Genomic DNA, 23,907 nt, shown 5'->3' with positions numbered 1-23,907 from the left:
GTGCCTGCGAGCCCCGCCACGCGAGATCGCTACTCCTCCGGTTCGGTCGGGCGATTGGCCACAACCGGGTATTGGCCGGTGTACCCGAGTCGTTCCTCGGCGACGGTGAGCACCTTGGTGCGCACCAGGAACCAGCCACCGATCAGTGCCGGGACGATGACGACCAGGGTGGCGATGGTCCACGAGCCGATCGGGGCGTCGAAGGCCATCAGCACCAGCACGCCGAACAGGAACACCAGCGTCGCGTAGCTGGTGTACGGCGCCCCGAAGAGGCGGAACTTGGGCCGCTCCACGATGCCCTTCTTCGACCAACGGAACAACTGGATCTGGCACAGCACGATGGTGGCCCAGCTGGCGATGATGCCCAGTGCGGACATGTTCAACACGATCTCGAACGCCTCGCCAGGGGCGATGGCGTTGAGCGCCACACCGAACAGTGTGATGAAACAGGTGAGCAGGATGCCGCCGAACGGAACTCCGCCCTTGGTCATCTTCTTGGTGAACTCCGGCGCACTGCCGTTCATCGCCATCGACCGCAGGATGCGGCCCGTCGAGTACAGCCCGGCATTGAGGCTGGACAGGGCCGCCGTGAGCACGACGATGTTCATGATGGTGCCCGCGCCGCCGAGGCCGATGCTCGAGAAGAACGTGACGAACGGCGAGGTGCCGGACTGGTACGCGGTGTACGGCATCAGTAGGGCCAGCAGCACCAGCGAACCGACGTAGAACAGTGCGATACGGGCGATGACCGAGTTGATCGCCCGCGGCATGATCTTCTCCGGGTTCTCGGTCTCGCCGGCGGCCGTACCGACCAATTCGACTGCAGCATAGGCGAACACGACGCCAGAGATGACGATGACCAGCGGCCACGCACCCGACGGGAACAGGCCGCCGTTGTCGGTGATGAGACTGATGCCCGGCATCTGGGTACCGACGGGGATGCGACCCGCGAGGAACACCACGCCCACGATCAGGAACGTCACCAACGCGATGACCTTGATGATTGCTGCCCAGAATTCCATCTCACCGAACCACTTGACCGAGACGAGGTTCAGACTCATGACGATGACCAGTGCGATCAAGGCGATGACCCACTGTGGAATCACCTCGAAGCTGCCCCAGTAATGCATGTACGTCGCGATGGCGGTGACGTCCACGATGGCCGTCATCGCCCAGTTCAGGAAGTACATCCAGCCCGCGACGAACGCTGCCTTCTCGCCGAAGAACTCGCGCGCGTACGAGACGAAGCTGCCCGAGGACGGGCGATGCAGCACCAGCTCGCCGAGTGCGCGCAGGATGAAGAAGACGAAGATGCCGCAGAGGGCATAGGCGAGGAAGAGGCCGGGCCCGGCGCTGGCGAGGCGTCCACCCGCGCCGAGGAACAGGCCGGTGCCGATCGCACCGCCGATCGCGATCATCTGCAACTGCCGAGGTTTGAGGCCCTTGTGATAACCCTCTTCCTCGTGGTCCATCGCCGAGTTGTCGTACGAGGTGTCGACCGTATCGGACATGTTTCGATCCTTGCTGTCGGATTTGTGGGGTTTCGTCCGAATTTTCTGACGTCGAAGCTGTTGTTGCTCAACGGTATTGGTGTCGAGGGTTCGATGCACTGCATTCGGATGTTAACAATGCGTACGGGTGTGAACAGTGCGTCACGAACGACGGCTCGACCGAGCATCCGCTCGCGACTTTCGCCGCGCGGTGGCGTCGGGCATGGGGGTGCGGCGGTTCGCCGATGGCGGACGACCTTGCACTCGCCATGGGCGAGTGCTAGAAATGCAGTTGGCACTCTCGACACGTGAGTGCCAGGTCGGGACACGGTGAGGCCGGGGAATCAACGACACCCCTGGTCGTCCGTCGCGGGCACCGAGCTCGGCCAGCAATGTGTCACCCCCAATCCGGAGGATCACTTCGCAATGGCCAAGATCATCGCGTTCGACGAAGAGGCACGCCGTGGCCTCGAGCGAGGCCTCAATGCCCTCGCCGACGCAGTAAAGGTGACGTTGGGCCCCAAGGGTCGCAACGTCGTACTCGAGAAGAAGTGGGGAGCTCCCACGATCACCAACGATGGTGTTTCCATCGCCAAGGAGATCGAGCTCGAAGATCCCTACGAGAAGATCGGTGCCGAGCTCGTCAAGGAGGTCGCCAAGAAGACCGACGACGTCGCAGGCGACGGCACCACCACCGCCACCGTTCTCGCTCAGGCACTCGTCCGTGAAGGCCTGCGCAACGTCGCAGCCGGCGCGAACCCGCTCGGCCTCAAGCGCGGCATCGAGAAGGCTGTTGCAGCCGTCACCGAGTCGCTGCTCGCGTCCGCCAAGGAGATCGACACCAAGGAGCAGATCGCTGCTACCGCTGGCATCTCCGCAGGCGACCCGTCCATCGGCGAGCTCATCGCCGAGGCAATGGACAAGGTCGGCAAGGAAGGCGTCATCACGGTCGAGGAGTCCAACACCTTCGGCCTGCAGCTCGAGCTCACCGAGGGCATGCGCTTCGACAAGGGCTACATCTCGGCGTACTTCGCCACCGATGCAGAGCGCCAGGAAGCCGTCCTCGAAGACGCGTACATCCTGCTCGTCAGCTCCAAGATCAGCACTGTCAAGGACCTGCTGCCGCTGCTGGAGAAGGTCATCCAGTCCGGTAAGCCGCTCGTCATCATCGCCGAGGACGTCGAGGGCGAAGCTCTCTCCACCCTCGTGGTGAACAAGATCCGTGGCACCTTCAAGTCCGTCGCCGTCAAGGCTCCCGGATTCGGTGACCGTCGCAAGGCGCAGCTCGCCGACATCGCCATCCTCACCGGTGGCGAGGTCATCAGCGAAGAGGTCGGCCTCTCCCTGGAGACCGCCGGACTCGAGCTGCTCGGTCAGGCACGCAAGGTCGTCATCACCAAGGACGAGACCACCATCGTCGAGGGCTCGGGAGATTCCGACGCCATCGCCGGTCGCGTCAACCAGATCCGCGCCGAGATCGAGAACTCCGATTCCGACTACGACCGCGAGAAGCTGCAGGAGCGCCTGGCCAAGCTGGCCGGCGGCGTTGCAGTCATCAAGGCCGGAGCCGCAACCGAGGTCGAGCTCAAGGAGCGCAAGCACCGCATCGAAGATGCCGTGCGTAACGCCAAGGCAGCCGTCGAAGAAGGCATCGTCGCCGGTGGCGGCGTGGCACTGCTCCAGGCAGCGCCCGCACTCGACAACCTCAAGCTCGACGGTGACGAGGCAACCGGCGTGAACATCGTTCGCGTCGCACTGTCCGCCCCGCTCAAGCAGATCGCATTCAACGCTGGCCTCGAGCCCGGCGTCGTTGCGGACAAGGTTGCCAACCTGCCCGCCGGTCACGGCCTCAACGCCGCGACCAACGAGTACGAGGACCTGCTCGCTGCAGGCATCAACGACCCGGTCAAGGTCACCCGCTCGGCACTGCAGAACGCAGCGTCCATCGCGGCTCTGTTCCTCACCACCGAGGCCGTCGTCGCCGACAAGCCCGAAAAGGCCGGAGCGCCCGCCGGCGATCCGACCGGTGGCATGGGCGGCATGGACTTCTGAGTCCAGCCCCACGCTGAAAAAGCCCGACTCCCTTTCGAGGGGTTCGGGCTTTTTCGTGTTCGAATCCGGTGCAGTGGGCCGCGCTGGGCGCGGTCAGCTGCACCCGATTCCGAAGCAGTCAGTCCCGGTGATTCGCGATGTTGATGACGTTGCCGTCGGGAGCGCGAACGAAGAAGCGGCGCACGCCCCACGGCTCGGTGGTCAACGGATACACGATCTCGTAGCCGAGCTTCTGCGCTTCGGCGTACGCGCCCTCGACATCGTCGGTGTGCACCGACATCACAGAATCCTCCGGTGCGCTCTCGTCGCGGGTGACCAGCTGAACGCTGACCGGGCGATCGGGCGACGTCAGCCGCGCAACCCACCCCATATCGAACTCCTCCGAACGCAGACCGAGAAACTCGGAGTAGTACGACTTGGCCGCGTCCACGTTCGGCACGCGCAGATTGGTGATGATGCTCGTCGTTCTCATCGAACTCCCTCCGAAACGTGGCCGGTCGACACGAACCGGACGGTTCGACGGTAGCTGCGGCGTCTGTGCTCCGCAGCTGTTTCCTATTGAGTGAGGCGTCGCGCAGTGGTTAGGGTCGGTCATGACTCGTATTCGCTCGTTGGCCGCCGCACTTGCCGTGACCGCGGCCCTAGCGGGATGTTCCACCTCTGGAAGCGCCACGCCCGCGTCCGCACCGACGACTACCGATGTCACAGTCACCGCTCAGCGCGCCGAGCCGACGAGTGCAACTCCGCCCATCAGCTCCGAATCCGCGGAGCCGTACGTCGTCGGCAGCACTCGGATCACCGGATCGACGGAGAATGCCACCTACGACGTCGCGATTCCGCAGCTCAGTGGCGGGGATCCCGCCGTGACGGCGGAGTTCAACGAGTCGATGCGCGCTGCGTTGCAAGATCAGATCGACGGCGACTACGGATACGACTTCGCTCTCAGCGACGGCTACTCGACGGGTGCGACCTACGTCGGCCGGCGCGTGATCAGTGCCGAACAGATCACGGATTGGATCGCAGTGCCGCCCGGAGCGCACGGTAATTCACTGCTTGCGACCGTCACGATCGACGCCGACACCGCGCAACCGATCTCTCTGGGCGATGCCTTCACCGACTTGGATTCCGGTCTGTCCAGGCTGTCCGAACGAGCAGCGGAGATTCTGCCGACCACCCGGGCAGGCGAGAGCTTCGAGCGCTCGGGCATCGAGCCGACGGTGGCCAACTTCGGCAACTGGACGGCATCACCGGAGGGGATGAACATTCACTTCGGTGACTACCAGGTTGGGGCCTATGGCCTCGGCCTCATCACGATCACAGTCCCATGGACCGACCTGTCCGATGTCCTCGCTCCCGGCATGCAGGACGTGCTGAGCAGCTGACCGTCGGCGCGGTCCGGCATCACAATGCGAGCATTGACTCATGATGATTCGCGCAGGGGTGCTGGATGTGGTGTTCGACCGCTTCGGTGATCCGTCCGGCCGCTCGGTGGTGCTGCTGCACGGGTTTCCTTACGACACCAGGTCCTACGATGACGTCGCCAGGCTGCTCGCCGAATCCGGTTACGACGTGGTGGTGCCGTACCTGCGCGGCTTCGGACCGACCCGCTTCGTCGACGCCGACACGATGCGCTCCGGTGAGCAGGCCGCGATCGGCCACGACCTCCGCGAGCTGATCATCGCGCTGGACCTGAACGAGCCCATCATCGCCGGCTACGACTGGGGTGGGCGAGCAGCGTGCGTCGTCGCCGCGCTGTGGCCGGAGCTGGTGTCGGGCCTGGTGAGCGTGTCCGGATATCTGGTCCAGGACATCGCTGCCGCTGTGTCCACGCCGGTGCCGCCGCACCTCGAGAAGCGGTACTGGTACCAGTACTACCTGCACTCCGAGCGAGGCCGGGCCGGGCTGGCGGCTTATCGCGCAGAGATCGCGCAGACGCTGTGGACGGACTGGTCGCCCACCTGGCGGTTCGGTGACTCCGAGTTCGCGGCCACCGCACCCTCGTTCGACAACCCCGACTTCGTGGACGTGTCCGTGCATTCCTACCGGCACCGATACGGTCTCGAGACCGGGGATCCGGCCTATGCAGCAACGCAGGAGTTGCTGACACAGCAGCCGAGGATCACGGTGCCCACGGTCGTGATCGATCCGACCGAGGACACCGTCGCCTCGCTGTACGGCCGCCCGGACCACGCGGCGCACTTCACCGCTCTGATCGACGTTCGTCAGGTCGATTGCGGCCACAACCCGCCTCAGGAGTTGCCGGGGCAATTCGCCGACGCGATCGTGACGCTGGGCCAGGTGGTCCGGGATCGCGAAAGGGACTAGTCGACCGCGAGCTCACCCAGTTCGTTCCAGTCGGTGCCGTCGACTTCCTGGCTGATGATCTTCGGCGTCTCCACCAGGTACGGCGGGAGATCCTTCTGGGCCTGCTTGAAGTGATCCGAATTCACATGTGCGGCACCGGCATCGGGATCCTCGAACGCCTCCACCAGGACGTATTCGGTGGGGTCGTCCAGGGTGCGCGACCAGAAGTACCAGAGGCATCCTTCTTCGGCCTGGCATGCTTCGGTGAAATCGCGCGAGATCTCGGGCCAGTTGTCGGCGTGCTCGGGCTTCACCTTGAACTTTGCGGTGATGAAGATCAACGTTGCTCCTCGTAGTTGGAATGGTGCTGGTGGGTACTACCCGATTTCACGGTACGAGAATCGCGCGGCCGCGCACCCGTCCGTTGTCGAGGTCGTCGATAGCGCTCTGAAAGTCGTCCAGTGCGTAGGTCTGCGTATGCAGGTTCACGGCACCGCGGGCAGCGAGCGACATCAGATCGCACAGGTCGTTGTAGGACCCGACGAGATTGCCGACGATGTTCTTCTCCGCCGACACCAGGTCGATGGTCGGCACGTCGACATTCTCGCCGTATCCGATGACGTGATAATCGCCGGCCCGTCGGGTCATCGCCAATCCTTCTGCGGTGGAACCGTTCTCGCCGACGAAGTCGAGTACCACCTCGGCACCGAATCCGCCGGTGAGTTCCATGACCTGATCGACCTGACTGCCGTCGGCGACCACCGCGTGATCGGCGCCCAGGGTGAGGGCAAGCTTCACGGCGTCGGCGTTGCGGTCGATGACGATGAGCTCCGCGGGCGACAGTGCCTCGAGCACCTGGATACCGATGTGGCCGAGGCCGCCTGCTCCGATGACGACGCACTTGTCTCTCGGCGTCAGGCGTCGGGCCGCTTTGGCTGCAGCGTGATACGCCGTCAAACCGGCGTCGGCCAGTGCGGCCACCGCGGATGGTTCGAGTGAGTCGTCGATCTTCACGACTGTCCTCGCGTTGGTCCGCAGATAGTCTGCGTATCCGCCGTTCGTGTCGATGCCGGGGAAATCGCTCGTCTCGCAGTGCACGTCGTCACCGGACCGGCAGGCTCGGCACAATCCACACGTCACGAGTGGATGCAGGATCACTTTATCGCCCTCGCGCACGTTGGTGACGGCCGATCCGACGGCGTGCACCCAGCCCGCGTTCTCGTGTCCGATGGTGTAAGGCAATGTGACGCCTGACTTTTCGGCCCACTGGCCTTCGAGGATGTGCAAATCGGTACGGCACACGCCTGCGCCGCCGATCTTGACGATGACGTCGAGTGGGCCCTGTACCTCCGGAATGGGAACCTCGGTCATCTCCAGCTTCTTGTGATAACCGACGACCTGGACGGCGCGCATCGAACTCATGAAACATGCTCCTGTGTAGTAAATGTGGCGAGGGGAATGAACGCACCTTCCTCGCGGGGGACTTGCTGCTCCTCCGAGCCCGGGTAGCGGGTCTGCAGCAATCCGCGGCAGAAGTGGGCGTTGCCGTCGATCGAGACGCGGGTGGCGCGGGCTCGCCGCATCACCATCGTCAGATCTCCGGTGTGCGGGCGGCCGGTGTGATCGACCAGAGCCGGAGCGGCCGGGTCGACCCTCAGCCCGAGTGCCTCACGGCGGCGAAGCAGGGCGTCGGACGTGCGGTCGTCGGGCAGATCTCCGAGAACCACTGCGGCCAAGTCGTTCTCCTTCGAGTCGGGATTGGCGCGCAACCATGCCATGAGCGACCGTTCCATCGCCGCCACATACGCCTTGCGGCGGAACGTCGCGCGTAATTCCTCGAGGTCCTCCTCGGCCTCGTGCCCGAAAGTGCCCCGGTATCCCGCGTCGGCGGCGAGGCCGGCATTGATTTTGTCCGAGTCGTGGTGATCGTCGAGTTCGACCAGTACCCGCTCGGTCCACGGCAACGCCGTCAGCACGTCCTTGGAGTCCCCTGCCATCAGATACGCGAAGTTCGGCGAGCAGAACGACGTGGGCAACCGCAGATGAACGTGCACTGTGCCGTCGTCGACCTCGAGGGATCGTACGAAGCCGAGATCGGTGATGGGCTCGTCCAATTCGGGATCCAGGACGACGCCGAGGGCGGCGTACGCCTCGTCCTTCCTGATAGTGGTAGCGGTCGTCATCTCAGACCGCCGCGAGGTCGGCGCGTTCGGGCTGACGCGGTCCGGTCTCGGTCTCGTCGGCGTCGGGCAGCTGCAGTTCTGTCGGCACCGGGATGTCGTACAGCTTGGCGGCGTTGAGTCCGAGCACCTTCTTCTTCTGCTCGAGCGTGATGGGTGCGTATTCGTCGAGGGACTCGTGGATCTGGAAGTCGACGAACCCTTCGACCAGCCACTTGGGTGTCCACAGCGCGTAGTCGGAAGAGAAGAAGATGCGGTCCTCGCCGAGCCAGTACAGCAGTTCACCCATGATCTGACCGAAGTACTTCGGGCGCGTGTGCATGAACGGAATGGCAACGGCGAGGCCGGCATACACGTTGGGCTCCTGGGTGGCGATCCAGCAGAAGTCCTCGAGTCGAGGCAAGCCGCAGTGTTCGACGACGAAGTTCAGATCGGTGAAGTCGGTGGCCACATGGTCGACGTCCGCAACGTCGAACGCATCGCGATCGAGCGGACGGATGGTGGGCCCCTTGTGCACGTGGATGTTCTTGATGCCGACTTCGCGGCACACCTCGAGGTAGCGCCGCGTCCAGTCGTCGTCGAGCTTGTAGCCGCGGGAATCGCCGTGCCACTCGGCGGTGTACAGCTTGACGCCCTTCAGCCCGAAGCGCTCCGCGTCCGCGCGCAGTTGGTCGAGGCCGCGTTCGCCGTTGCGCGGGTCGAAGTGGTGGTTGTAGGTCAGCTTGTCCGGGTGAGCTGCCGCGAGTGCAGAGGCCTCCTCGGTCTGGCCGAAGCCGGTCTTGTAGAACTCGCCGAGGTGGGCGGGCTGGAAAATGGCGTGATCGACGTATCCGATCTCGAACAGGTCGTGCATCAACCGCTCGCCGCCCTGGTAGAGGTACTCGTCGTACGTCCACAGCTCGCTCTCGGGCGAAAGGTTGCGGTGGTAGTCGTAGAAGCAGTCGATGAACTGCTTGCCGTGGATGTTGCGCTGGTTCTGCTCCCGCGCATCCCACAGAGCGACGTGGGCGTCGACGATGAAGAAATTCTCGCCGTTCTTGGTGTACATGCGGTGTGCCTCCCGAGTGGTGCCATACGTGACGTGCGTCACGTCGTTGTGGGAACGACGGTAGGTCCGCACGGAGCCGCCGTGTCGGCTTCGGCGTCTCAATTCGAGACGCTGCACCGGCAATGATGGCGACTCGCGAATGTAACCTGGATCACATGGCAGATACCGGGGGTCTCTCGCGGGCCCGACTCCATTCGGAGCCCCTCGCTGCCGTCTCGCATCGACTCCTCGCGTCGTGGCACCGTAGCCAGCGGTACGGGGTGTCGCTCGACGAGGTTGCTCCGGTGTTCTCGGGAACCCACGACGACGAGTCCCTGTTCTACCGATGCGGCCGCGAGGTACTGAACGGGTTGCGTGACACGTTGGCGAACGAACCGGTGTCGATGATGCTCACCGATGCCGATGGTCTCGTGTTGGACCGCGTCAGCGCCGATCGCGAACTGCTGGCTGCGCTCGACCGCGTGCATCTGGCACCCGGCTTCTCGTATGCGGAGGACCAGGCCGGTACCAACGGCCTCGCGCTGGCGCTGGCGGATCAGGTGCCCGCGGTGGTGAGGGCGGACGAACACTATTCGCTCTCGCTCGCCGGGTACACGTGCGCGGCGGCCCCGGTCCTCGATCCCCTCACCGGCCGAGTGGAGGGCTGCGTCAATCTGACCACCTGGTCGGAGTCGTCGTCGGATCTGCTTCTGGCCCTTGCACAGTCGGCTGCGGGGAACACCTCGGCGATGATGCTTGCGCGATCGCAGGGTCAGCATCCGCGGCCGGCCCCGCGCGGTGAGGTGTTCCGGGTCGAGACCGCGCACAGTGGGCCGGGATCGGGCATCCTCGACGATCTTTCCCCAGGTTGGCGTAGCGCACTCGGGTCTGCGGAAGCTGCTCTGGCCGAACATGGTTCGGTTCTCATGGTCGGTGAGCCAGGATCGGGCCGGGCCACCGTGCTCGCTCGCGCACTGCGCGCAGCACGCCCGCGCGGCCGCATCCTCAGTGCCGGAGCACCGGCCGCCTGGGACGTCGAGGCGTGGCTCGACCTCTGGACACCCGAGCTGCCGAAACCCGATACGGCAGTGATCATCCGGGATGTCGACAGGCTTCCCGCCCGTGCGGCCGATGCCCTCGCCGAACTGATCCGTCGCGCCGGCCACGGGGTACCCGTCACCGTCACGGCGTCGAACTACGACGACGTTCCGCCGGCACTCGCGGGACTGCTGCGCACCGTGGTCGAGGTACCACCGCTACGAAACAGGCCCGACGACATCGCCCCGCTCGCCCTGCATCTGGCCGGGCGGGTGCGCGGCCGACAGGTCACGCTCACCGCTGCTGCCGAGCGAGCGCTGCGGGAACATCCGTGGCCGGGCAACGTCGGCGAGTTGGCCACGGTGATGCACAAGGCGGCCGTCCGCGCCGACGTCATCGGAGTCCACCATCTGCCGCCCGAGGTGCTCTCGCGCACCAGTCATCGGCTCACCCGCATCGAGACCTTCGAGCGAGACGAGATGATCCGCGTGCTCTCCCGCCCCGGCATCACCATGAACGAGGCGGCCGAGGAACTCGGCATGAGCCGAGCGACGATCTACCGCAAGAGAGATCGATACGGCATCACGCTTCGTTCCTGAACAGCGACGTTCTTGATCGCATACCCTCGATCTCATGGCCAGTAGCTCACCATCGATCGAGATACCGGTGGGCGAGCGCAGCGTCCGCATCTCCAACCCCGACCGGGTCTACTTCCCCGAAAGCGGAGCCACCAAGCTGGATCTGGTGAACTACTACCTGAGCGTCGGCGACGGAATCGTGCGCGCACTGCGGGAACGTCCGTGCATGATGCACCGCTTTCCGAAGGGCCTCGCCGGTGACAAGGTGCACCAGAAGCGCGTGCCCAACGGCGCGCCGCCGTGGCTCGAGACCGTGCAGGTGACGTTTCCCCGCTACAACCGCACCGCGGACGAGCTGTGCGTGACGGAACTGGCGCACGTGGCCTGGGCGGTGCAGATGTCGACCGTCGAGTTTCATCCGTGGAACAGCCGCCGCGCCGACGTCGAGATGCCCGACGAGTGGCGCATCGACCTCGACCCGATGCCCGACTGCCCCTTCGACCGAGTACGACGCGTCGCCGGGGTGGTGCAGGAAGTCCTGGGAGATCTCGGTGCCGTCGGCTGGCCCAAGACATCGGGCGGTCATGGTCTGCACATCTACGTTCGGATCGACCCGGCCCACGGATTCAAGGACTTGCGAAGGGCTGCACTGGCTTTCGCGCGCGAAGTGGAGCGTCGCGCACCGGAGGACGTGACCACCACGTGGTGGCGCAAGGACCGCGATCCGTCGAAACTGTTCGTGGACTACAACCAGAATGCCCGTGATCACACGATCGCCAGCGCGTATTCGGTGCGGGGAAATCAGCAGGCGACGGTGTCGACGCCGATCTCGTGGGACGAGGTGGCGACCGTGGATCCGCGCGAGTTCACGATGTTCACGGTGCCGGCCAGATTCGCCGAGTTGGGCGATCTCCACGCCGGCATCGACGATGCAGTGTTCGCGATCGACGAGCTACTCGAGTGGGCGGAGCGCGACGAGCATGAGGGTTTGACGGAACCCGAGGAGTAGCCGAACTCGAAGTTGTGGACGGAAATCGGCGGAAATCCGTCCATAACTTCGAGTTCGGCTCAAAACGATCAGTCGGTGCCGGACTCGATGGCGGCGTGGTCGAGTGCCGAGGAATCCACCGAACTGCCGGGGCTGCTCGCGGCGATGGCGTCGGCTCCGCCTGCGGGCAGTTCGCCGATCAGGTCGCCCCAGGCCGTGAGCTGATTCTGGGCGGCGTACTGCTCGAGTTTGCTGCGTGAATCGGCGATGTCGAGATTGCGCATCGTCAACTGTCCGATGCGGTCGCCGGGGAAGAACGCCTGGCCCTGGCTGCGTTCCATCGACAGCTTCTCGGGGTGGTAGCTGAAGTTGCTGCCCTGGGTGTCGACGATCGTGAAGTCCTGGCCGCGGCGCAGACGCAGTGTCACGCTGCCGCTGACGACGTTGCCGACCCAGCGCTGCAGGCCCTCGCGCAGCATCAGTGCCTGCGGGTCGAACCAGCGTCCCTCGTACAGCAGGCGTCCGAGTCGACGGCCTTCGTTGTGGTACGACGCGACAGTGTCCTCGTTGTGGACGGCGTTGACGAGCCGCTCGTAGGTGATGTGCAGCAGCGCCATGCCCGGGGCCTCGTAGATGCCGCGGCTCTTGGCTTCGATGATGCGGTTCTCGATCTGGTCGCTCATGCCGAGGCCGTGGCGTCCGCCGATGGAGTTGGCCTCCATGACGAGGTCGACGGCGCTGTCGAAGGTCTTGCCGTTGATGCGGACCGGGCGGCCGCGCTCGAACTCGACGGTGACTTCCTCGGCGGCGATCTCCACCTCGGGGTCCCAGAAGCGGACGCCCATGATGGGGTTGACGATCTCGAGGGACGTGTCGAGGTATTCGAGGCTCTTGGCCTCGTGCGTGGCACCCCAGATGTTGGCGTCGGTGGAGTACGCCTTCTCGGCCGAGTCACGGTAGGGGAGGGTGCGTTGGGTGAGCCACTGCGACATCTCGTGGCGGCCGCCGAGCTCGGCGACGAACGCCTCGTCCAACCACGGCTTGTAGATCCGCAGCTCCGGATTGGCGAGCAGACCGTAGCGGTAGAACCGCTCGATGTCGTTGCCCTTGTAGGTCGAACCGTCGCCCCAGATCGAGACGCCGTCTTCCTGCATGGCGCGCACCAGCATCGTGCCGGTCACCGCACGACCGAGCGGAGTGGTGTTGAAGTACGTCTGCAGCGACGAGCGGATGTGGAACGCACCGCAGGTCAGTGCAGCCAAGCCCTCCTCGACGAGAGGTTCGCGGCAGTCGATGAGCCGCGCCTGCTCGGCTCCGTAGGCCAGGCCGCGCTCGGGCACATCGGACAGATCCGGCTCGTCGTACTGGCCGATGTCTGCGGTGTAGGCGTACGGAATCGCGCCGTGCTCGCGCATCCATGCCACGGCCACCGAGGTGTCGAGACCGCCGGAGAATGCAATGCCGATTCGTTCACCGACCGGGAGGGAGTTCAATACCTTCGTCACGGGGAGCAGCCTATCGGGGGTCGCTCCGCAGGCTCCACTCCCAGCCTAGTAGGGGTCGTTCCGCAGGCTCCACTCCCGGCCTAGTAGGGGTCGTTCCGCAGGCTCCACTCCCGGCCTAGTAGGGGTCGTTCCGCAGGCTCCACTCCCGGCCTAGTAGTACTACTGATCCGGCCGATCGGCGAGCGACTCCACGGCATAGCGGACGGCATCGAGGTGCGCGGTCATGGCGCGCGCTGCCGCGTCGTACTCGCCGGATCGGATGCCGTCGACGATCGCGTCGTGCTCGACGTTGGATTGCTCCTGCCGGTGCGCGACGAGGTTGAGGGTCTCCGATTGCCGCGTCAACGCGTCGCGGATGTCGACGATGATCGACTCGAACACGCGGTTCTTGCTCGCGCGCGCGATGGCGGTGTGGAACTGCGCGTCCAGCAGTACCCAGGCCTCGTGGTCGTCCTCCGAGCGCATCTCGTCGGCCAGGCCGGCGAGCACCGTCAGCTCCTCTTCGGTCCGGCGCTCCGCAGCCCAACCGGCCGCGGGGATCTCCACGTGCGGGCGGGCCTCCATCAATTCACGGGCGGCGTAGTTGCCGATGTCGAGGTCGCTCCCGACCCGATCGCGGACGACAAAAGTACCCAGCCCCGTTTTGGTTTCGGTCAGTCCGAGGGCGTGGCAGGAGCGCAGCGCCTCGCGGATGACCGACCGGCTGACGCTGTGCCGGGTGGCCAGCGCGGCCTCGGACGGCAACTTCTGCCCGACGGGGAGATCGCCCGACGCGATAGCCGCGCGAAGGTCCGCGAACACGGCCTCGGCTGCGCTCATCCGGGCATTCGTGGGCGCACTGACTGCCCAGCTGTCCGACAGGTTCATAGGGTGATCCTAGCGTGGGGTTGACCGACGAGGTGTTCTGCGCCACACTCTACCTGTCAGACAGCCGGACAGCTGGACACCCCCACCTAGGAGCGCACCGTGGTCGATACCCGCATCGAGAAGGATCTTCTCGGGGAACGTGACATCCCGTCGAGTGTGTATTGGGGGATCCACACCCTGCGCGCTCTCGAGAACTTCCCCATCACCGGGCGTCCGATCTCCACCAACGCGCACCTCGTTCGCGGACTCGCGGCCGTCAAGTGGGCAGCTGCGTCGGCCAATCAGGATCTCGGAATCCTCGACGCCACCCGCGGGGAAGCGATCCGCACGGCGTGCCAGGAAATTCTCGACGGCCAGTGGCACGAGGAGTTCGTCGTCGACGTCATTCAGGGCGGCGCTGGCACCTCGACCAACATGAACGCCAACGAGGTCATCGCGAACCGTGCTCTGGAAATCCTCGGGCACCCGCGCGGCGACTACAGCATGCTGCATCCCAACGAGCACGTGAACGCGTCGCAGTCCACCAACGACGTGTATCCGACGTCGGTGAACATCGCGACCATCTTCGCGGTCCACGAGCTCATCGCCTCGATGAAGGTGTTGCGAGATTCGTTCGGTCGCAAAGCAAGTGAGTTCGCCACAGTCGTCAAGATGGGTCGCACGCAGCTACAGGACGCGGTGCCGATGACCCTGGGCCAGGAGTTCGGCACCTACGCCATCATGATCGACGAGGACTGCTCGCGTCTCGAGGAAGCGGCGCTGCTGGTGCACGAGATCAACCTCGGAGCCACCGCGATCGGGACCGGTCTGAACGCACCCGCCGGATACACCGAATCGGCCGTCGCGCACCTGCGCACCATCACCGGTCTGCCGCTGGTGACCGCAACGGATCTGATCGAGGCAACCCAGGATGTGGGACAGTTCGTGCACCTGTCCGGTGTACTCAAGCGCGTCGCGGTGAAACTGTCGAAGATCTGCAACGACCTCCGGCTGCTGTCGTCCGGTCCGCGGGCAGGCTTCAACGAGATCAATCTGCCGCCGATGCAAGCGGGTTCGTCGATCATGCCCGGCAAGGTCAACCCCGTCATTCCCGAGGTACTCAATCAGGTTGCGTACGAGGTGATCGGCCACGACGTCACGATCACGATGGCGGCCGAGGCGGGGCAGTTGCAGCTCAACGCATTCGAGCCGATCATCGTCAAATCCCTGTCCGACGGCATGGCGCATCTGAGTGCCGCGTGCCGTACCGTCGCGCATCGTTGCGTGGACGGCATCACCGCCAATGTGGACCTATTGCGTGAGCGCGTCGAGAACTCCATCGGCCTGATCACCGCGCTGAGTCCGTATCTCGGATACGTGGAATCGACGGCCATTGCGCAGGAAGCGTTGGTCAGTGGCCGAAATGTGGTCGACCTCGTCCTCGAGAAGGGGCTGCTGGCCCGGGACGAGTTGGATCGACTCCTGAGTCCCGAGCACCTCGCGAACCTGCGTGTGGCCCCCGTCGAGCATGCAGATGCTCCCGAGACGTCGACGAGGTAATGCGATGAGCACCGAGAATCGGAGTGTCGATACCCGTAAGGCCTTCACCGAAGAGGACCCCGGCTATCGAAAAGAGCTGGCTCCTCGCCAGATTCAGATGATCGCCATCGGCGGTGCCATCGGCACCGGGCTGTTCATGGGTGCGGGCGGGCGACTGCGCGACGCCGGCCCGGCGCTGGTACTGGTGTACGCGCTGTGTGGATTCTTCGCCTTCCTGATCCTGCGCGCACTGGGCGAACTGGTGATGCACCGGCCGACCTCGGGATCGTTCGTCTCGTACTCACGCGAATTCTTCGGGGAGAAAGTCGCTTTCGCGGCCGGTTGGCTGTATTGGATGAACTGGGCGATGACGGCTGTCGTGGACGTCACGGCTGTGGCTCTGTACATGAACTTTTTCAAGAAGTACTGGGCCCCGCTGGGCAACGTCGACCAGTGGGTGTTCGCGCTAGCGGGCTTGGTGCTCGTTCTCGGGTTGAACCTGGTGTCGGTCAAGGTGTTCGGCGAGCTCGAGTTCTGGTTCGCGCTCATCAAAGTTGTTGCGCTGGTGACCTTTCTGGTGATCGGTACCTACTTCGTCATCTTCGGAACGCCTATCGACGGGCAGGAGCCGGGGCTGAGCGTGCTGACCGACAACGGGGGACTGATCCCCAACGGGCTGTTGCCTGCGATCGTGGTGATCCAGGGTGTGGTGTTCGCGTACGCCTCGATCGAGCTGGTCGGCACCGCTGCCGGGGAGACGCAGAACCCCGAGAAGGTGATCCCCAAGGCGATCAACACCGTCATCGTTCGCATCGTCGTGTTCTACGTCGGATCGGTGCTGCTGCTCTCGTTGCTGTTGCCGTACACCAGTTATCAGGCAGGCGAGAGTCCGTTCGTAACGTTCTTCGGTGCCATCGACGTCGAGGGGGCCGACGCGATCATGAACCTCGTCGTCCTCACGGCAGCGCTGTCCTCGCTCAACGCCGGGCTGTACTCCACCGGGCGCATTCTGCACTCGATGGCGGTCGCCGGCTCGGCACCGAAATTCGCGGCCCGGATGAACAAGTCGGGGGTGCCGTACGGCGGCATCGCGCTGACGTCGGTGGTGACGTTGCTCGGCGTCGTGCTCAACGCAGTGGTCCCGAGTCAGGCCTTCGAGATCGTGCTCAACCTCGCCGCGCTCGGCATCATCAGCGCGTGGGCCGTGATAGTCGCGTGTCAGCTCAAGTTCTGGTCGCTGTCCAAGACCGGCGCGGTCACCCGACCTGCGTTCAAGCTGTTCGGCGCCCCGTACACCGGGTACGCAACGCTAGGCTTCTTGGCGTGTGTACTCGTTTTGATGGCCTTCGACAAACCGGTGGGTACCTGGACGGTGGCGTCGATCCTGCTCATCGCACCGATGCTGATCGGCGGTTGGTACTTGTGTCGCAACAGAATTCGGGAGGTGGCGGCCGCCGATGAGTGACCATGTCGCGTTGTTGACCACCGGCGGCACGATTGCCAGTAGGCGCGACGAGCACGGTGTCTCTCGGCCGGTGGCCGGTCTCGGGATCGACGTCGACGGTGTCGAGGTGCGCGAGGTGATGTCGAAGGACAGCTCGGCGTTGGACTTCGCGGATCTCGACACCATCCGTACGGCGGTGGTCGACGCACTGGCCAACGACGGCTGCATCGGAGTGGTCGTGCTGCACGGGACGGACACCATGGAGGAGTCGGCGCTCTACGTCGATCTGTTCCACGGTGACGAGCGTCCGGTGGTGTTCACCGGGGCGCAGCGCACCGCCGACCATCCCGATCCGGACGGCCCGAGCAATATCGCCGCGGCAGTGGCGGCAGCGCGGTCCGAGCGCGGTGTGCTGATCGCCTTCGGCGGGCGGTTGCTGCCGGCTCGGGGGGCGATCAAGAAGCACACCACCGAGCTCGACGCGTTCCGATCCGCCGCGATGCCGCGACCGAAACCGTTGCGGTGGAAGCCCATTGCCGGGGTCCGCGTGGACATCGTCGCGCTGTATCCCGGTGCCGACGGCGTCCAGATAGATGCCTGCGTCGACGCCGGGGCGTCGGGCATCGTGCTCGAGGCGACGGGCTCGGGCAACACCAACGCCCGTGTCGTCCGCGCGGTGAGAGAGGCAGTGGCTGCTGGGGTGCACGCGGTCGTCACGACGCGGGTGCCGTTCGGTGAGACCTCGCCGAGCTACGGCGGCGGCGGAGGTGGGCACGATCTGGTCGATGCGGGCGCGGTGTTCTCCCGCGAACTGCGGGCGGGGCAGGCGCGAATCCAGTTGGCGGCGCTGATTGCATCGGAAACGACCGCGATGGTTGTCCACAATTTCTTCTCGTAAGCGGAAAACCGTCTGCGGAGGCAAATAGTGGACACTCAGCGCACTACAACTCCGACTCGCCCCAACTCTCGACGCGTAGTTCGTCGCCGACGGTCACCGTGCCGTTCTGCAGCACCGAGAATTTCGATCCGAATGCGACGCCCTTCTGCCGACCGCGGCGGTAGTCGCCGAGAGTGCGCAGCGGTTCGGGGCCGGTGCGGACGCCGGTGGTCTGGTCCACGGTGGTGACCGCGCAGCGGATGGCGAGTTTGGTGTACACCAATCGCATCCCGCCGATGGTCACGTCCCGCAGCTCGTCCTCGCGATGTGGCTCGTCCCAACCGTCGACGACGATGTTGGGCCGGAAGCGATCCATCGGCAAGGCAACGTCGAGTCTGGAATTGAGGCCGGCCAACGTGGCGGTCGAGAGGATGTGTACGGCGGCGCTGTCGGCGAATTGTGCTGACCCGGGCGAGATTCCATCGGTGATTCGGCCGTGGTCGCGTGGTGCGGCGACCAGCCTCGACGGTTCTCCGATCACCTCGGTGAGCAAGGTGGCGACCTCGTCGCCCTGATCGATTCCGCGCATCGGCGCGCGGAACATGGTGATGTCGCGCGCCGCGGAGTCGCGGTCGACGGGCACGGTCACCGAACCGGTCGACTCGTGGGTGAGAGTCAACGACCCGTCCGCCACCGAGCACCGGACGACCGCGAGCACGGGGTCGCTACGTTGACTGCGGAATGCGCCGTCGGAGTCGACGATCATGAATGCCCGATCGTGCTCGAGGCCGGTAGCGCTCACGTGAGCCGAATGCAGCGTCGAGCCGGCACATCCCTTGACGGGGTAGGTCACCAGAGACGACACGCGCACCCGTCGAGGATACTGGGATCCATGACTCGTGCTCTGTTGGTAGTGGATGTGCAGAACGATTTCACCGAGGGCGGCGCGCTGGCGGTGACCGGCGGCGCAGACGTCGCGCGCAGGATCAGTGCGTACCTCGCGCGCCACGGCGACGAGTACGACCTGGTGGTGTCCTCGCGGGATTGGCACGACGCCGAGGGCGACAACGGCGGGCACTTCGCCACCGACGAAGCCCCGGATTTCGTCACCACGTGGCCGGTGCATTGCGTCGCGGGCACGGTCGGTGCCGAGTATCACCCCGATTACGCGACCGGCTCCGTGGACGTGCACGTCTACAAGGGGCAGGGCAAGCCGTCGTACTCGGCGTTCGAGGGCGTCACCGAGGACGGGACACCCCTCGCCGCGATACTCACCGCCAACGAGGTCACCGACATCGACGTCGTCGGACTTGCGACCGACTATTGCGTGCTGGCTTCGGCGAAAGACGCGGTGGCCGAGAAGCTCGACGTCCGAGTACTCACCGACCTGGTCGCGGGAGTTGCGCCCGAGACCTCCGCCGCGGCCCTCGACGAGCTGCGGGCATCCGGCGCTTCGGTGGTCTAGGCCGACGCGACCACCGTCGTCAGCAGAACAGCCGCGTCGGTGGTGGCCCGCAGCGAGTGCGGTGCATCGGGAACCACCAGCAGATCGCCGGTCATCCCGCTCCACACATCGGTGCCTGCGACCAGCTCGACCCGGCCGGACAGGACGTGCACGGTGGCCTCGCCTGGATTGCTGTGCTCGGACAGTTCGGCACCGGCAGCGAGCGCGATGAGGGTCTGCCGCAGAGCATGCTCGTGGCCTCCGTACACCGCCGACGCCGCCCGACGCGACGACGCCGAGGTGGCCTTGGCCATCTGCTCGCGCGCGAGGGCGTCGAGCGAGATCTTCTTCACCCGGTCACCGTGACGGGAGACCATAGGTCCGGACCGAACACCTCGTAGGAGATGCGTTCCGAAGGCACGCCACGCTGGAGGGCCGCGAGGCGGACGGCGCGCAGGAACGGCAACGGTCCGCAGCTGAGCACGTGGGTGTCCGCGGTGAAGGCGAGCCGATCGAAATCCATCAATCCGGTGAACGACGTCGAATCGTCCGCGTCGACGGTCTCGTACCAGGCGTGATCGACGACGTAGTCGAGTGCTTCGGCCGCAGTGGCGATCGCCTCTCGCAATGCGTGGTCGGCGCGGCTACGGTCCGCGTGGGCCAGTATCAGCTTTCGGGCGGGCTGAGTTCGGGCGAGATGCTCGACGAGCGGCAGCACGGTGGTGATTCCGGCACCGGCCGTGGCGATCAGCAGCGGTCCGTCGCCGATGGGCACTCCGAAATCACCTGCAGGACTGCTCACTTCGAGAATGTCACCAACGGCGACAGCCTCCTGAAGGTGTGTCGAGACCTGCCCGGGCGGACCGTTGCGTACCTGCGCCACCGTGATCTGGAGGCGGGTGTCGGATGCGATGGACGAGACGCTGTACTGACGCGGCTGCCGAGTGCCGTCGGCGAGGTCGACGAACACCGTGACGTACTGGCCGGCCTCGAGCGAGGGAAGGGGAGCGCCGTCCGCGGGTTCGAGGACGAGCGAGACCGTGCCGGGGCTTTCCTGCGTGCGCCGCACGACGCGGTACGGGCGCAGCGGATTGTGCGGGTCGATGTCTGCCGCTGCGTAGAGTCGCGCTTCGGTGGCGATGAGCTGCGTGGCGAACAGCCAATAGACCTCGTCCCACGCGGCGGCGACGGCGGGAGTGACGGCAGCGCCGAGGATGTCGGCCACGGCACCGAGCAGGTGTCGGCCGACGAGGGTGTACTGCTCCGGGGTGATGCCGAGCGTGATGTGCTTGCCCGCGATGCGGCGCAACACCGGCTCGAACGACGGTGCGTCCGGGTCGATCAGTTGCACGGCGTAGCCGACCACCGATGCGGCCAAGGCCCGACTCTGCTCGCCGGTTTCCTGATTCGCGCGATTGAACAGACGCCACAGCTCGGGGCGTTCGCCGAGCATCGACTCGTAGAAGCGGGCACTGATCGTTTCGGAGTGTTCCGCCACCACGCCGGCAGTGGCGCGGACGACGGCCTCGGCGGCGGCAGACAGAGCGGGGTGGACGGCGGACGAGGGGCGGGGTGGTGCAGTCAGGGTCACGCCACCACCCTCGCCGCTGTGGTGCCGGGCCAGCAGCCCTTTACGTCCCCACCTCGGGGGACCTTCGTCCTTCGGTCAGCTGTCGATCGTCGTGGTGATGGACGTGACCGACGGTGCCGCCGGGGTGCTGCCGAAGCCGAACGTCACCGGGGGAGTGACCGGCGTGAGCGAGCCGAGGTCCTCGCCCTGCCAGGATGCCGAGACATCGGTGACGCGATGTTGGTGCCTGGCACCGTAGTACTCGCGTCGGTCGTTGCCCGCACTGCCGCGGGTGCGGACTCCGCGCAGCACGACTCGGGCGATGGGGTCGCTGATCGAGCAGAACCACGGAGCCGTCGACACCGCGTCGGGGACGAGACTCAACAGGCGGCCCAGCAGGGTGGGTCCGGCAACACGAATTCTCACCGTCAGATCACCGGCCTGCACCGAACGCCATCCGGCAGGAGTGGAGCCTGCGGAACGACCCAGGTTGTCCGGCTGCGCGGCGAAGGTCACCGGGACCAGCTCGGTGGAGTCGAACGTGTATGTGGCGGTGACGAATTCGCGTACGTCCTCGTTGGGGGCGATCAGTAGACGCCGCCCGTCGGCGAACTGGATCATGACATCGGTGAATTCTCCCAGTGGCGACCGCGTCCAATGTCCGACGACGATCCGCACTCCGGACGTTGTGCCTACCCCGTAGATCTCACCGTGAAACCGTGATCTGTTCATCATGCACCCTCACCTCGTCGGCACTGTGCGCTCCCAAACTGGGCGGTGCATAGTGGAGGTCATGGCGTCCTCGCAACCCACTGTATTCGTCCTGTTCGGCGCAACCGGAGACCTCGCCAAGCGAATGGTCCTGCCGTCGTTCTACCAACTTCACCTCGAAGGCCTGCTCCCCGAAAAATGGGTCCTGATCGGCAACGGTCGTAAGGACACTTCCGACGACGAGTTCCGAGACCACGTCCGCAGCGTGCTCGACGAGTTCGCCGAGAACGTGGCCGAGGCCGATTGGTCGACGTTTTCGGAGCGAATCCGCTTTGCGGGCAACGGCTTCACCGTCGACGATCCAGGCAAGCTGCCCGAGGTAGTCGCCGAGGTGAAGAAGGACATCGGCGACGACGCCCAGCTGGTGCACTACATCGCGCTTCCGCCGAGCACCTTCGTCGACTACACGAAGGCCCTGGGCGCACACGATCTTGCCGAGGGTTCCCGCGTGGTCTACGAGAAGCCCTTCGGCACCTCGCAGAGCAACTTCGAGGAACTCGACAAAGCCGTGCACGAGGTGGTCGACGAAGAGCAGGTCTATCGCATCGATCATTTCCTGGGCAAGGAGGCGACGCAGAACCTGCACGTGCTGCGCTTCGCGAACGGCATGATCAGCGGGATCTGGAATTCCGAGCACGTGGCCCAGGTGCAGATCGACGTGCCCGAGACGCTCGACATCGACGACCGTGCCGAGTTCTACGACGAGACCGGTGCCGTGCTGGACATGCTCGTCACCCACCTGTTCCAGGTGGCGGCCGAGGTTGCGATGGAGCCGCCCGCATCGCTGAAGGCCGAGGATCTGCAATCGGCGCGCGAGACGGTGATCGGACAGTTCCGGCCGCTGGACACCGACGAGGTGGTGCTCGGTCAGTACGACGGGTACCGCGATGTCGAGGGTGTCGACGAGAACTCGACGGTCGACACGTTCGTCGCAGCGAAGTTGTGGGTCGATACCGACCGCTGGCGTGGGGTTCCGTTCCTGTTGCGCACCGGAAAGATGCTGGGCGTCGGCCAGCAGCGCGTCTCGCTGGTGTTCCGCAAGCCCGCCGACAGTCCACTGTCGACGCTGCCCGAAGACGGTGCGGTGCTCTCGTTCGACCTGTCCGGTGACGGCAGCATCGACATCGCCATGACGGTCAAGGAGCCGGGTCCGGATTTCGACCTCTCCGTCGGACACCTGGCGCTACCGCTGCAGTCGGTGCCCGATTCCGAGCCGCTCAGCCCGTACGCGCGCTTGATTCTCGACGTGCTCAGCGGAGACCGTTCGCTGTTCACCCGGCCCGACGGCCTGGCCCACGTGTGGGACGTGGCCGCACCGCTCTTGAACGACCCGCCCGCGGTGAAGAACTATGCACCCGGTTCGATGGGCCCGGCCGAGGCCGACGAGCTCGCGGCACCGTGCGGGTGGTTGATCACCGGGAAGACACAGGGCTGATCGGGTGTCACGTTTCGGGGGATCAAACAGTCGTTGAGTTCTTTTTGTCCGAAATCGTGGACCGGATCGCGCCGAGACCGTTATCTTTCTGACACCTGAGATTTCACCCTAGTCAGGCCCCCTCGACGTTTGCCCGAAAGGCTTCTCCTATGTTTCTCGACCTGATCACCGGACTCCTTCCCATCCTCGGCGGCGGCGAGGACGGTGGTGTCACCGACATCATCACCGACGGCCTGCTCGACGGGTTGCTCGAAGGACTCCTCGGCGGCAGCACCGGCAGCTTCGGCTCCAGCTAGATTCGTACCGCGGAAGGCCTCGCTCCTCGTTCATCGAGGGTGCGAGGCCTTTTGTGTGCGGTGGGAGTCCGCGATCACGACGGAAGCGGCATCAACATCAACGCCGCGAGGTAGATCAGCACCACGGTGCCGCCGGTCAGGACCGTGCCGGCAACGGTCGCGAGTCGGACGATGTTGACGTCCCATCCGAAATACTCGGCAACGCCGCCGCATACACCTCCTATCATCTTCTGCGAACTCGACCGGGTGAATTCTCTGGGGGAACCGCTCTCGAATGTCATGCTGAAAAGTCTGCATCAGCAACGTCTTTGGGCGCATCGGGGATTTCACCCATATCGACCCCGACAAACGGACAGCCCGAAATCTGCGCTGGAACAAGATCGTCGACTTTTCCGAACGGACGCCTGGACCTACCGCTGCGGGGACCGATAACGTCGGACGTGTTCGGCGAGTGGCGCACAGCTCCCGAACATTCGAGCGACGTGCCCGGTCCGTCCCCCTTGCGGACCGGGCACCCTCGTCG

Annotated in this window: 24 protein-coding genes; 11 read left to right on the top strand and 13 right to left on the bottom strand. The window is 65.1% G+C overall.

The window, feature by feature from the left end:
• Positions 1-29: 29 nt before the first annotated feature.
• Positions 30-1,511, bottom strand: a complete 1,482-nt coding sequence (locus MTX34_RS04415) for an amino acid permease (RefSeq protein WP_243608589.1) — start codon at positions 1,509-1,511, stop codon at positions 30-32.
• A gap of 405 nt (positions 1,512-1,916) precedes the next feature.
• Here MTX34_RS04415 and groL point away from each other — a divergent pair, with 405 nt between their 5' ends.
• A complete protein-coding gene (groL, locus tag MTX34_RS04410) occupies positions 1,917-3,542 on the top strand; it encodes a chaperonin GroEL (protein ID WP_243594481.1) in 1,626 nt (541 codons plus the stop codon).
• Positions 3,543-3,660: 118 nt separating this feature from the next.
• Here the strand turns inward: groL and MTX34_RS04405 are convergent, their stop codons facing one another.
• Positions 3,661-4,014 carry a VOC family protein gene (locus tag MTX34_RS04405; RefSeq protein ID WP_243608588.1) on the bottom strand — a complete coding sequence of 118 codons (354 nt, stop codon included), beginning with the start codon at positions 4,012-4,014 and terminating at the stop codon, positions 3,661-3,663.
• 121 nt (positions 4,015-4,135) lie between these two features.
• Here MTX34_RS04405 and MTX34_RS04400 point away from each other — a divergent pair, with 121 nt between their 5' ends.
• Both MTX34_RS04400 and MTX34_RS04395 read left to right on the top strand, forming a co-directional pair.
• Positions 4,136-4,924: an RsiV family protein gene (locus MTX34_RS04400; protein ID WP_243608587.1), complete on the top strand. Its 789-nt coding sequence runs from the start codon at positions 4,136-4,138 to the stop codon at positions 4,922-4,924.
• 40 nt (positions 4,925-4,964) lie between these two features.
• Positions 4,965-5,867, top strand: a complete 903-nt coding sequence (locus MTX34_RS04395; RefSeq protein WP_243608586.1) for an alpha/beta fold hydrolase — start codon at positions 4,965-4,967, stop codon at positions 5,865-5,867.
• Here MTX34_RS04395 and MTX34_RS04390 read toward each other — a convergent pair.
• The 4 genes from MTX34_RS04390 to MTX34_RS04375 are packed head-to-tail and all read right to left on the bottom strand — an operon-like array spanning position 5,864 to position 9,074.
• A complete protein-coding gene (locus MTX34_RS04390; protein WP_243608585.1) occupies positions 5,864-6,187 on the bottom strand; it encodes a putative quinol monooxygenase in 324 nt (107 codons plus the stop codon). The genes MTX34_RS04395 and MTX34_RS04390 overlap by 4 nt on opposite strands.
• Positions 6,188-6,233: 46 nt before the next feature.
• On the bottom strand, positions 6,234-7,259 hold the full coding sequence (locus tag MTX34_RS04385; protein WP_243608719.1) for an NAD(P)-dependent alcohol dehydrogenase: 1,026 nt from the start codon (positions 7,257-7,259) through the stop codon (positions 6,234-6,236).
• Between the two features lie 5 nt (positions 7,260-7,264).
• Positions 7,265-8,029 (bottom strand): iron-sulfur cluster assembly protein, encoded by a 765-nt coding sequence (locus MTX34_RS04380; protein ID WP_243608584.1) that lies wholly within the window; start codon positions 8,027-8,029, stop codon positions 7,265-7,267.
• Position 8,030: 1 nt separating this feature from the next.
• On the bottom strand, positions 8,031-9,074 hold the full coding sequence (locus MTX34_RS04375) for an amidohydrolase family protein (protein WP_243608583.1): 1,044 nt from the start codon (positions 9,072-9,074) through the stop codon (positions 8,031-8,033).
• A gap of 155 nt (positions 9,075-9,229) precedes the next feature.
• Here MTX34_RS04375 and MTX34_RS04370 point away from each other — a divergent pair, with 155 nt between their 5' ends.
• Together MTX34_RS04370 and ligD are read left to right on the top strand one after the other, a co-directional pair.
• Entirely contained in the window at positions 9,230-10,690 is a 1,461-nt protein-coding gene (locus MTX34_RS04370) for a helix-turn-helix domain-containing protein (RefSeq protein WP_243608582.1), read from the top strand.
• Between the two features lie 34 nt (positions 10,691-10,724).
• Positions 10,725-11,678 (top strand): non-homologous end-joining DNA ligase, encoded by a 954-nt coding sequence (gene ligD, locus MTX34_RS04365; protein WP_243608581.1) that lies wholly within the window; start codon positions 10,725-10,727, stop codon positions 11,676-11,678.
• A gap of 68 nt (positions 11,679-11,746) precedes the next feature.
• Here the strand turns inward: ligD and argG are convergent, their stop codons facing one another.
• Both argG and MTX34_RS04355 read right to left on the bottom strand, forming a co-directional pair.
• Positions 11,747-13,162 (bottom strand): argininosuccinate synthase, encoded by a 1,416-nt coding sequence (gene argG, locus MTX34_RS04360; protein WP_243608580.1) that lies wholly within the window; start codon positions 13,160-13,162, stop codon positions 11,747-11,749.
• A 159-nt stretch (positions 13,163-13,321) separates the two neighbouring features.
• Positions 13,322-14,029: a FadR/GntR family transcriptional regulator gene (locus MTX34_RS04355; RefSeq protein WP_243594471.1), complete on the bottom strand. Its 708-nt coding sequence runs from the start codon at positions 14,027-14,029 to the stop codon at positions 13,322-13,324.
• Between the two features lie 99 nt (positions 14,030-14,128).
• Between MTX34_RS04355 and aspA the strand changes: the two genes are divergently transcribed.
• The 3 genes from aspA to MTX34_RS04340 are packed head-to-tail and all read left to right on the top strand — an operon-like array spanning position 14,129 to position 17,889.
• Positions 14,129-15,568, top strand: coding sequence for an aspartate ammonia-lyase (gene aspA / locus MTX34_RS04350; protein WP_243594470.1), 1,440 nt, complete (start codon positions 14,129-14,131; stop codon positions 15,566-15,568).
• Positions 15,569-15,572: 4 nt separating this feature from the next.
• Complete coding sequence (locus MTX34_RS04345) at positions 15,573-17,012, top strand: amino acid permease (protein ID WP_243594469.1); 1,440 nt, start codon at positions 15,573-15,575, stop codon at positions 17,010-17,012.
• Positions 17,005-17,889 (top strand): asparaginase, encoded by an 885-nt coding sequence (locus tag MTX34_RS04340; RefSeq protein ID WP_243594468.1) that lies wholly within the window; start codon positions 17,005-17,007, stop codon positions 17,887-17,889. Before MTX34_RS04345 ends, MTX34_RS04340 begins: the two co-directional genes overlap by 8 nt.
• Positions 17,890-17,932: 43 nt before the next feature.
• Here the strand turns inward: MTX34_RS04340 and MTX34_RS04335 are convergent, their stop codons facing one another.
• A complete protein-coding gene (locus MTX34_RS04335) occupies positions 17,933-18,739 on the bottom strand; it encodes an MOSC N-terminal beta barrel domain-containing protein (protein WP_243594467.1) in 807 nt (268 codons plus the stop codon).
• Between the two features lie 21 nt (positions 18,740-18,760).
• Here MTX34_RS04335 and MTX34_RS04330 point away from each other — a divergent pair, with 21 nt between their 5' ends.
• Positions 18,761-19,333: an isochorismatase family protein gene (locus tag MTX34_RS04330; protein ID WP_243594466.1), complete on the top strand. Its 573-nt coding sequence runs from the start codon at positions 18,761-18,763 to the stop codon at positions 19,331-19,333.
• Here MTX34_RS04330 and MTX34_RS04325 read toward each other — a convergent pair.
• The 3 genes from MTX34_RS04325 to MTX34_RS04315 all read right to left on the bottom strand — a co-directional run bounded on the left by MTX34_RS04325 (position 19,330) and on the right by MTX34_RS04315 (position 21,614).
• Positions 19,330-19,665, bottom strand: a complete 336-nt coding sequence (locus tag MTX34_RS04325; RefSeq protein ID WP_243594465.1) for a cupin domain-containing protein — start codon at positions 19,663-19,665, stop codon at positions 19,330-19,332. The two genes, MTX34_RS04330 and MTX34_RS04325, sit on opposite strands and share 4 nt — an antisense overlap.
• Positions 19,662-20,903, bottom strand: coding sequence for a globin domain-containing protein (locus MTX34_RS04320; RefSeq protein WP_243594464.1), 1,242 nt, complete (start codon positions 20,901-20,903; stop codon positions 19,662-19,664). The genes MTX34_RS04325 and MTX34_RS04320 overlap by 4 nt, the downstream gene beginning before the upstream one ends.
• A gap of 75 nt (positions 20,904-20,978) precedes the next feature.
• Entirely contained in the window at positions 20,979-21,614 is a 636-nt protein-coding gene (locus MTX34_RS04315; protein ID WP_374638884.1) for a hypothetical protein, read from the bottom strand.
• A gap of 61 nt (positions 21,615-21,675) precedes the next feature.
• Between MTX34_RS04315 and MTX34_RS04310 the strand changes: the two genes are divergently transcribed.
• Both MTX34_RS04310 and MTX34_RS04305 read left to right on the top strand, forming a co-directional pair.
• Entirely contained in the window at positions 21,676-23,088 is a 1,413-nt protein-coding gene (locus MTX34_RS04310) for a glucose-6-phosphate dehydrogenase (NADP(+)) (protein WP_243608578.1), read from the top strand.
• A 149-nt stretch (positions 23,089-23,237) separates the two neighbouring features.
• Complete coding sequence (locus tag MTX34_RS04305; RefSeq protein WP_243594461.1) at positions 23,238-23,384, top strand: hypothetical protein; 147 nt, start codon at positions 23,238-23,240, stop codon at positions 23,382-23,384.
• Between the two features lie 74 nt (positions 23,385-23,458).
• Here MTX34_RS04305 and MTX34_RS04300 read toward each other — a convergent pair whose 3' ends face one another.
• Positions 23,459-23,665, bottom strand: coding sequence for a PspC domain-containing protein (locus MTX34_RS04300; RefSeq protein ID WP_243608577.1), 207 nt, complete (start codon positions 23,663-23,665; stop codon positions 23,459-23,461).
• Positions 23,666-23,907 lie beyond the last annotated feature (242 nt).

This window comes from Rhodococcus sp. ARC_M5 (genome assembly GCF_022810405.1).
Lineage (GTDB): Bacteria > Actinomycetota > Actinomycetes > Mycobacteriales > Mycobacteriaceae > Rhodococcoides > Rhodococcoides navarretei.
The sequence above is the reverse complement of the archived record's forward strand: the minus strand, read 5'-3'. Positions and strand labels throughout refer to the sequence as shown.

Coding starts and splice junctions, on each gene's coding strand:
- MTX34_RS04415 (WP_243608589.1), bottom strand. CDS start 1,511: ATGTCCGATACGGTCGACACCTCGTACGACAACTCGGCGATGGACCAC.
- groL (WP_243594481.1), top strand. CDS start 1,917: ATGGCCAAGATCATCGCGTTCGACGAAGAGGCACGCCGTGGCCTCGAG.
- MTX34_RS04405 (WP_243608588.1), bottom strand. CDS start 4,014: ATGAGAACGACGAGCATCATCACCAATCTGCGCGTGCCGAACGTGGAC.
- MTX34_RS04400 (WP_243608587.1), top strand. CDS start 4,136: ATGACTCGTATTCGCTCGTTGGCCGCCGCACTTGCCGTGACCGCGGCC.
- MTX34_RS04395 (WP_243608586.1), top strand. CDS start 4,965: ATGATGATTCGCGCAGGGGTGCTGGATGTGGTGTTCGACCGCTTCGGT.
- MTX34_RS04385 (WP_243608719.1), bottom strand. CDS start 7,259: ATGCGCGCCGTCCAGGTCGTCGGTTATCACAAGAAGCTGGAGATGACC.
- MTX34_RS04380 (WP_243608584.1), bottom strand. CDS start 8,029: ATGACGACCGCTACCACTATCAGGAAGGACGAGGCGTACGCCGCCCTC.
- MTX34_RS04375 (WP_243608583.1), bottom strand. CDS start 9,074: ATGTACACCAAGAACGGCGAGAATTTCTTCATCGTCGACGCCCACGTC.
- MTX34_RS04370 (WP_243608582.1), top strand. CDS start 9,230: ATGGCAGATACCGGGGGTCTCTCGCGGGCCCGACTCCATTCGGAGCCC.
- ligD (WP_243608581.1), top strand. CDS start 10,725: ATGGCCAGTAGCTCACCATCGATCGAGATACCGGTGGGCGAGCGCAGC.
- MTX34_RS04355 (WP_243594471.1), bottom strand. CDS start 14,029: ATGAACCTGTCGGACAGCTGGGCAGTCAGTGCGCCCACGAATGCCCGG.
- MTX34_RS04345 (WP_243594469.1), top strand. CDS start 15,573: ATGAGCACCGAGAATCGGAGTGTCGATACCCGTAAGGCCTTCACCGAA.
- MTX34_RS04340 (WP_243594468.1), top strand. CDS start 17,005: ATGAGTGACCATGTCGCGTTGTTGACCACCGGCGGCACGATTGCCAGT.
- MTX34_RS04330 (WP_243594466.1), top strand. CDS start 18,761: ATGACTCGTGCTCTGTTGGTAGTGGATGTGCAGAACGATTTCACCGAG.
- MTX34_RS04315 (WP_374638884.1), bottom strand. CDS start 21,614: ATGAACAGATCACGGTTTCACGGTGAGATCTACGGGGTAGGCACAACG.
- MTX34_RS04310 (WP_243608578.1), top strand. CDS start 21,676: ATGGCGTCCTCGCAACCCACTGTATTCGTCCTGTTCGGCGCAACCGGA.
- MTX34_RS04305 (WP_243594461.1), top strand. CDS start 23,238: ATGTTTCTCGACCTGATCACCGGACTCCTTCCCATCCTCGGCGGCGGC.
- MTX34_RS04300 (WP_243608577.1), bottom strand. CDS start 23,665: ATGACATTCGAGAGCGGTTCCCCCAGAGAATTCACCCGGTCGAGTTCG.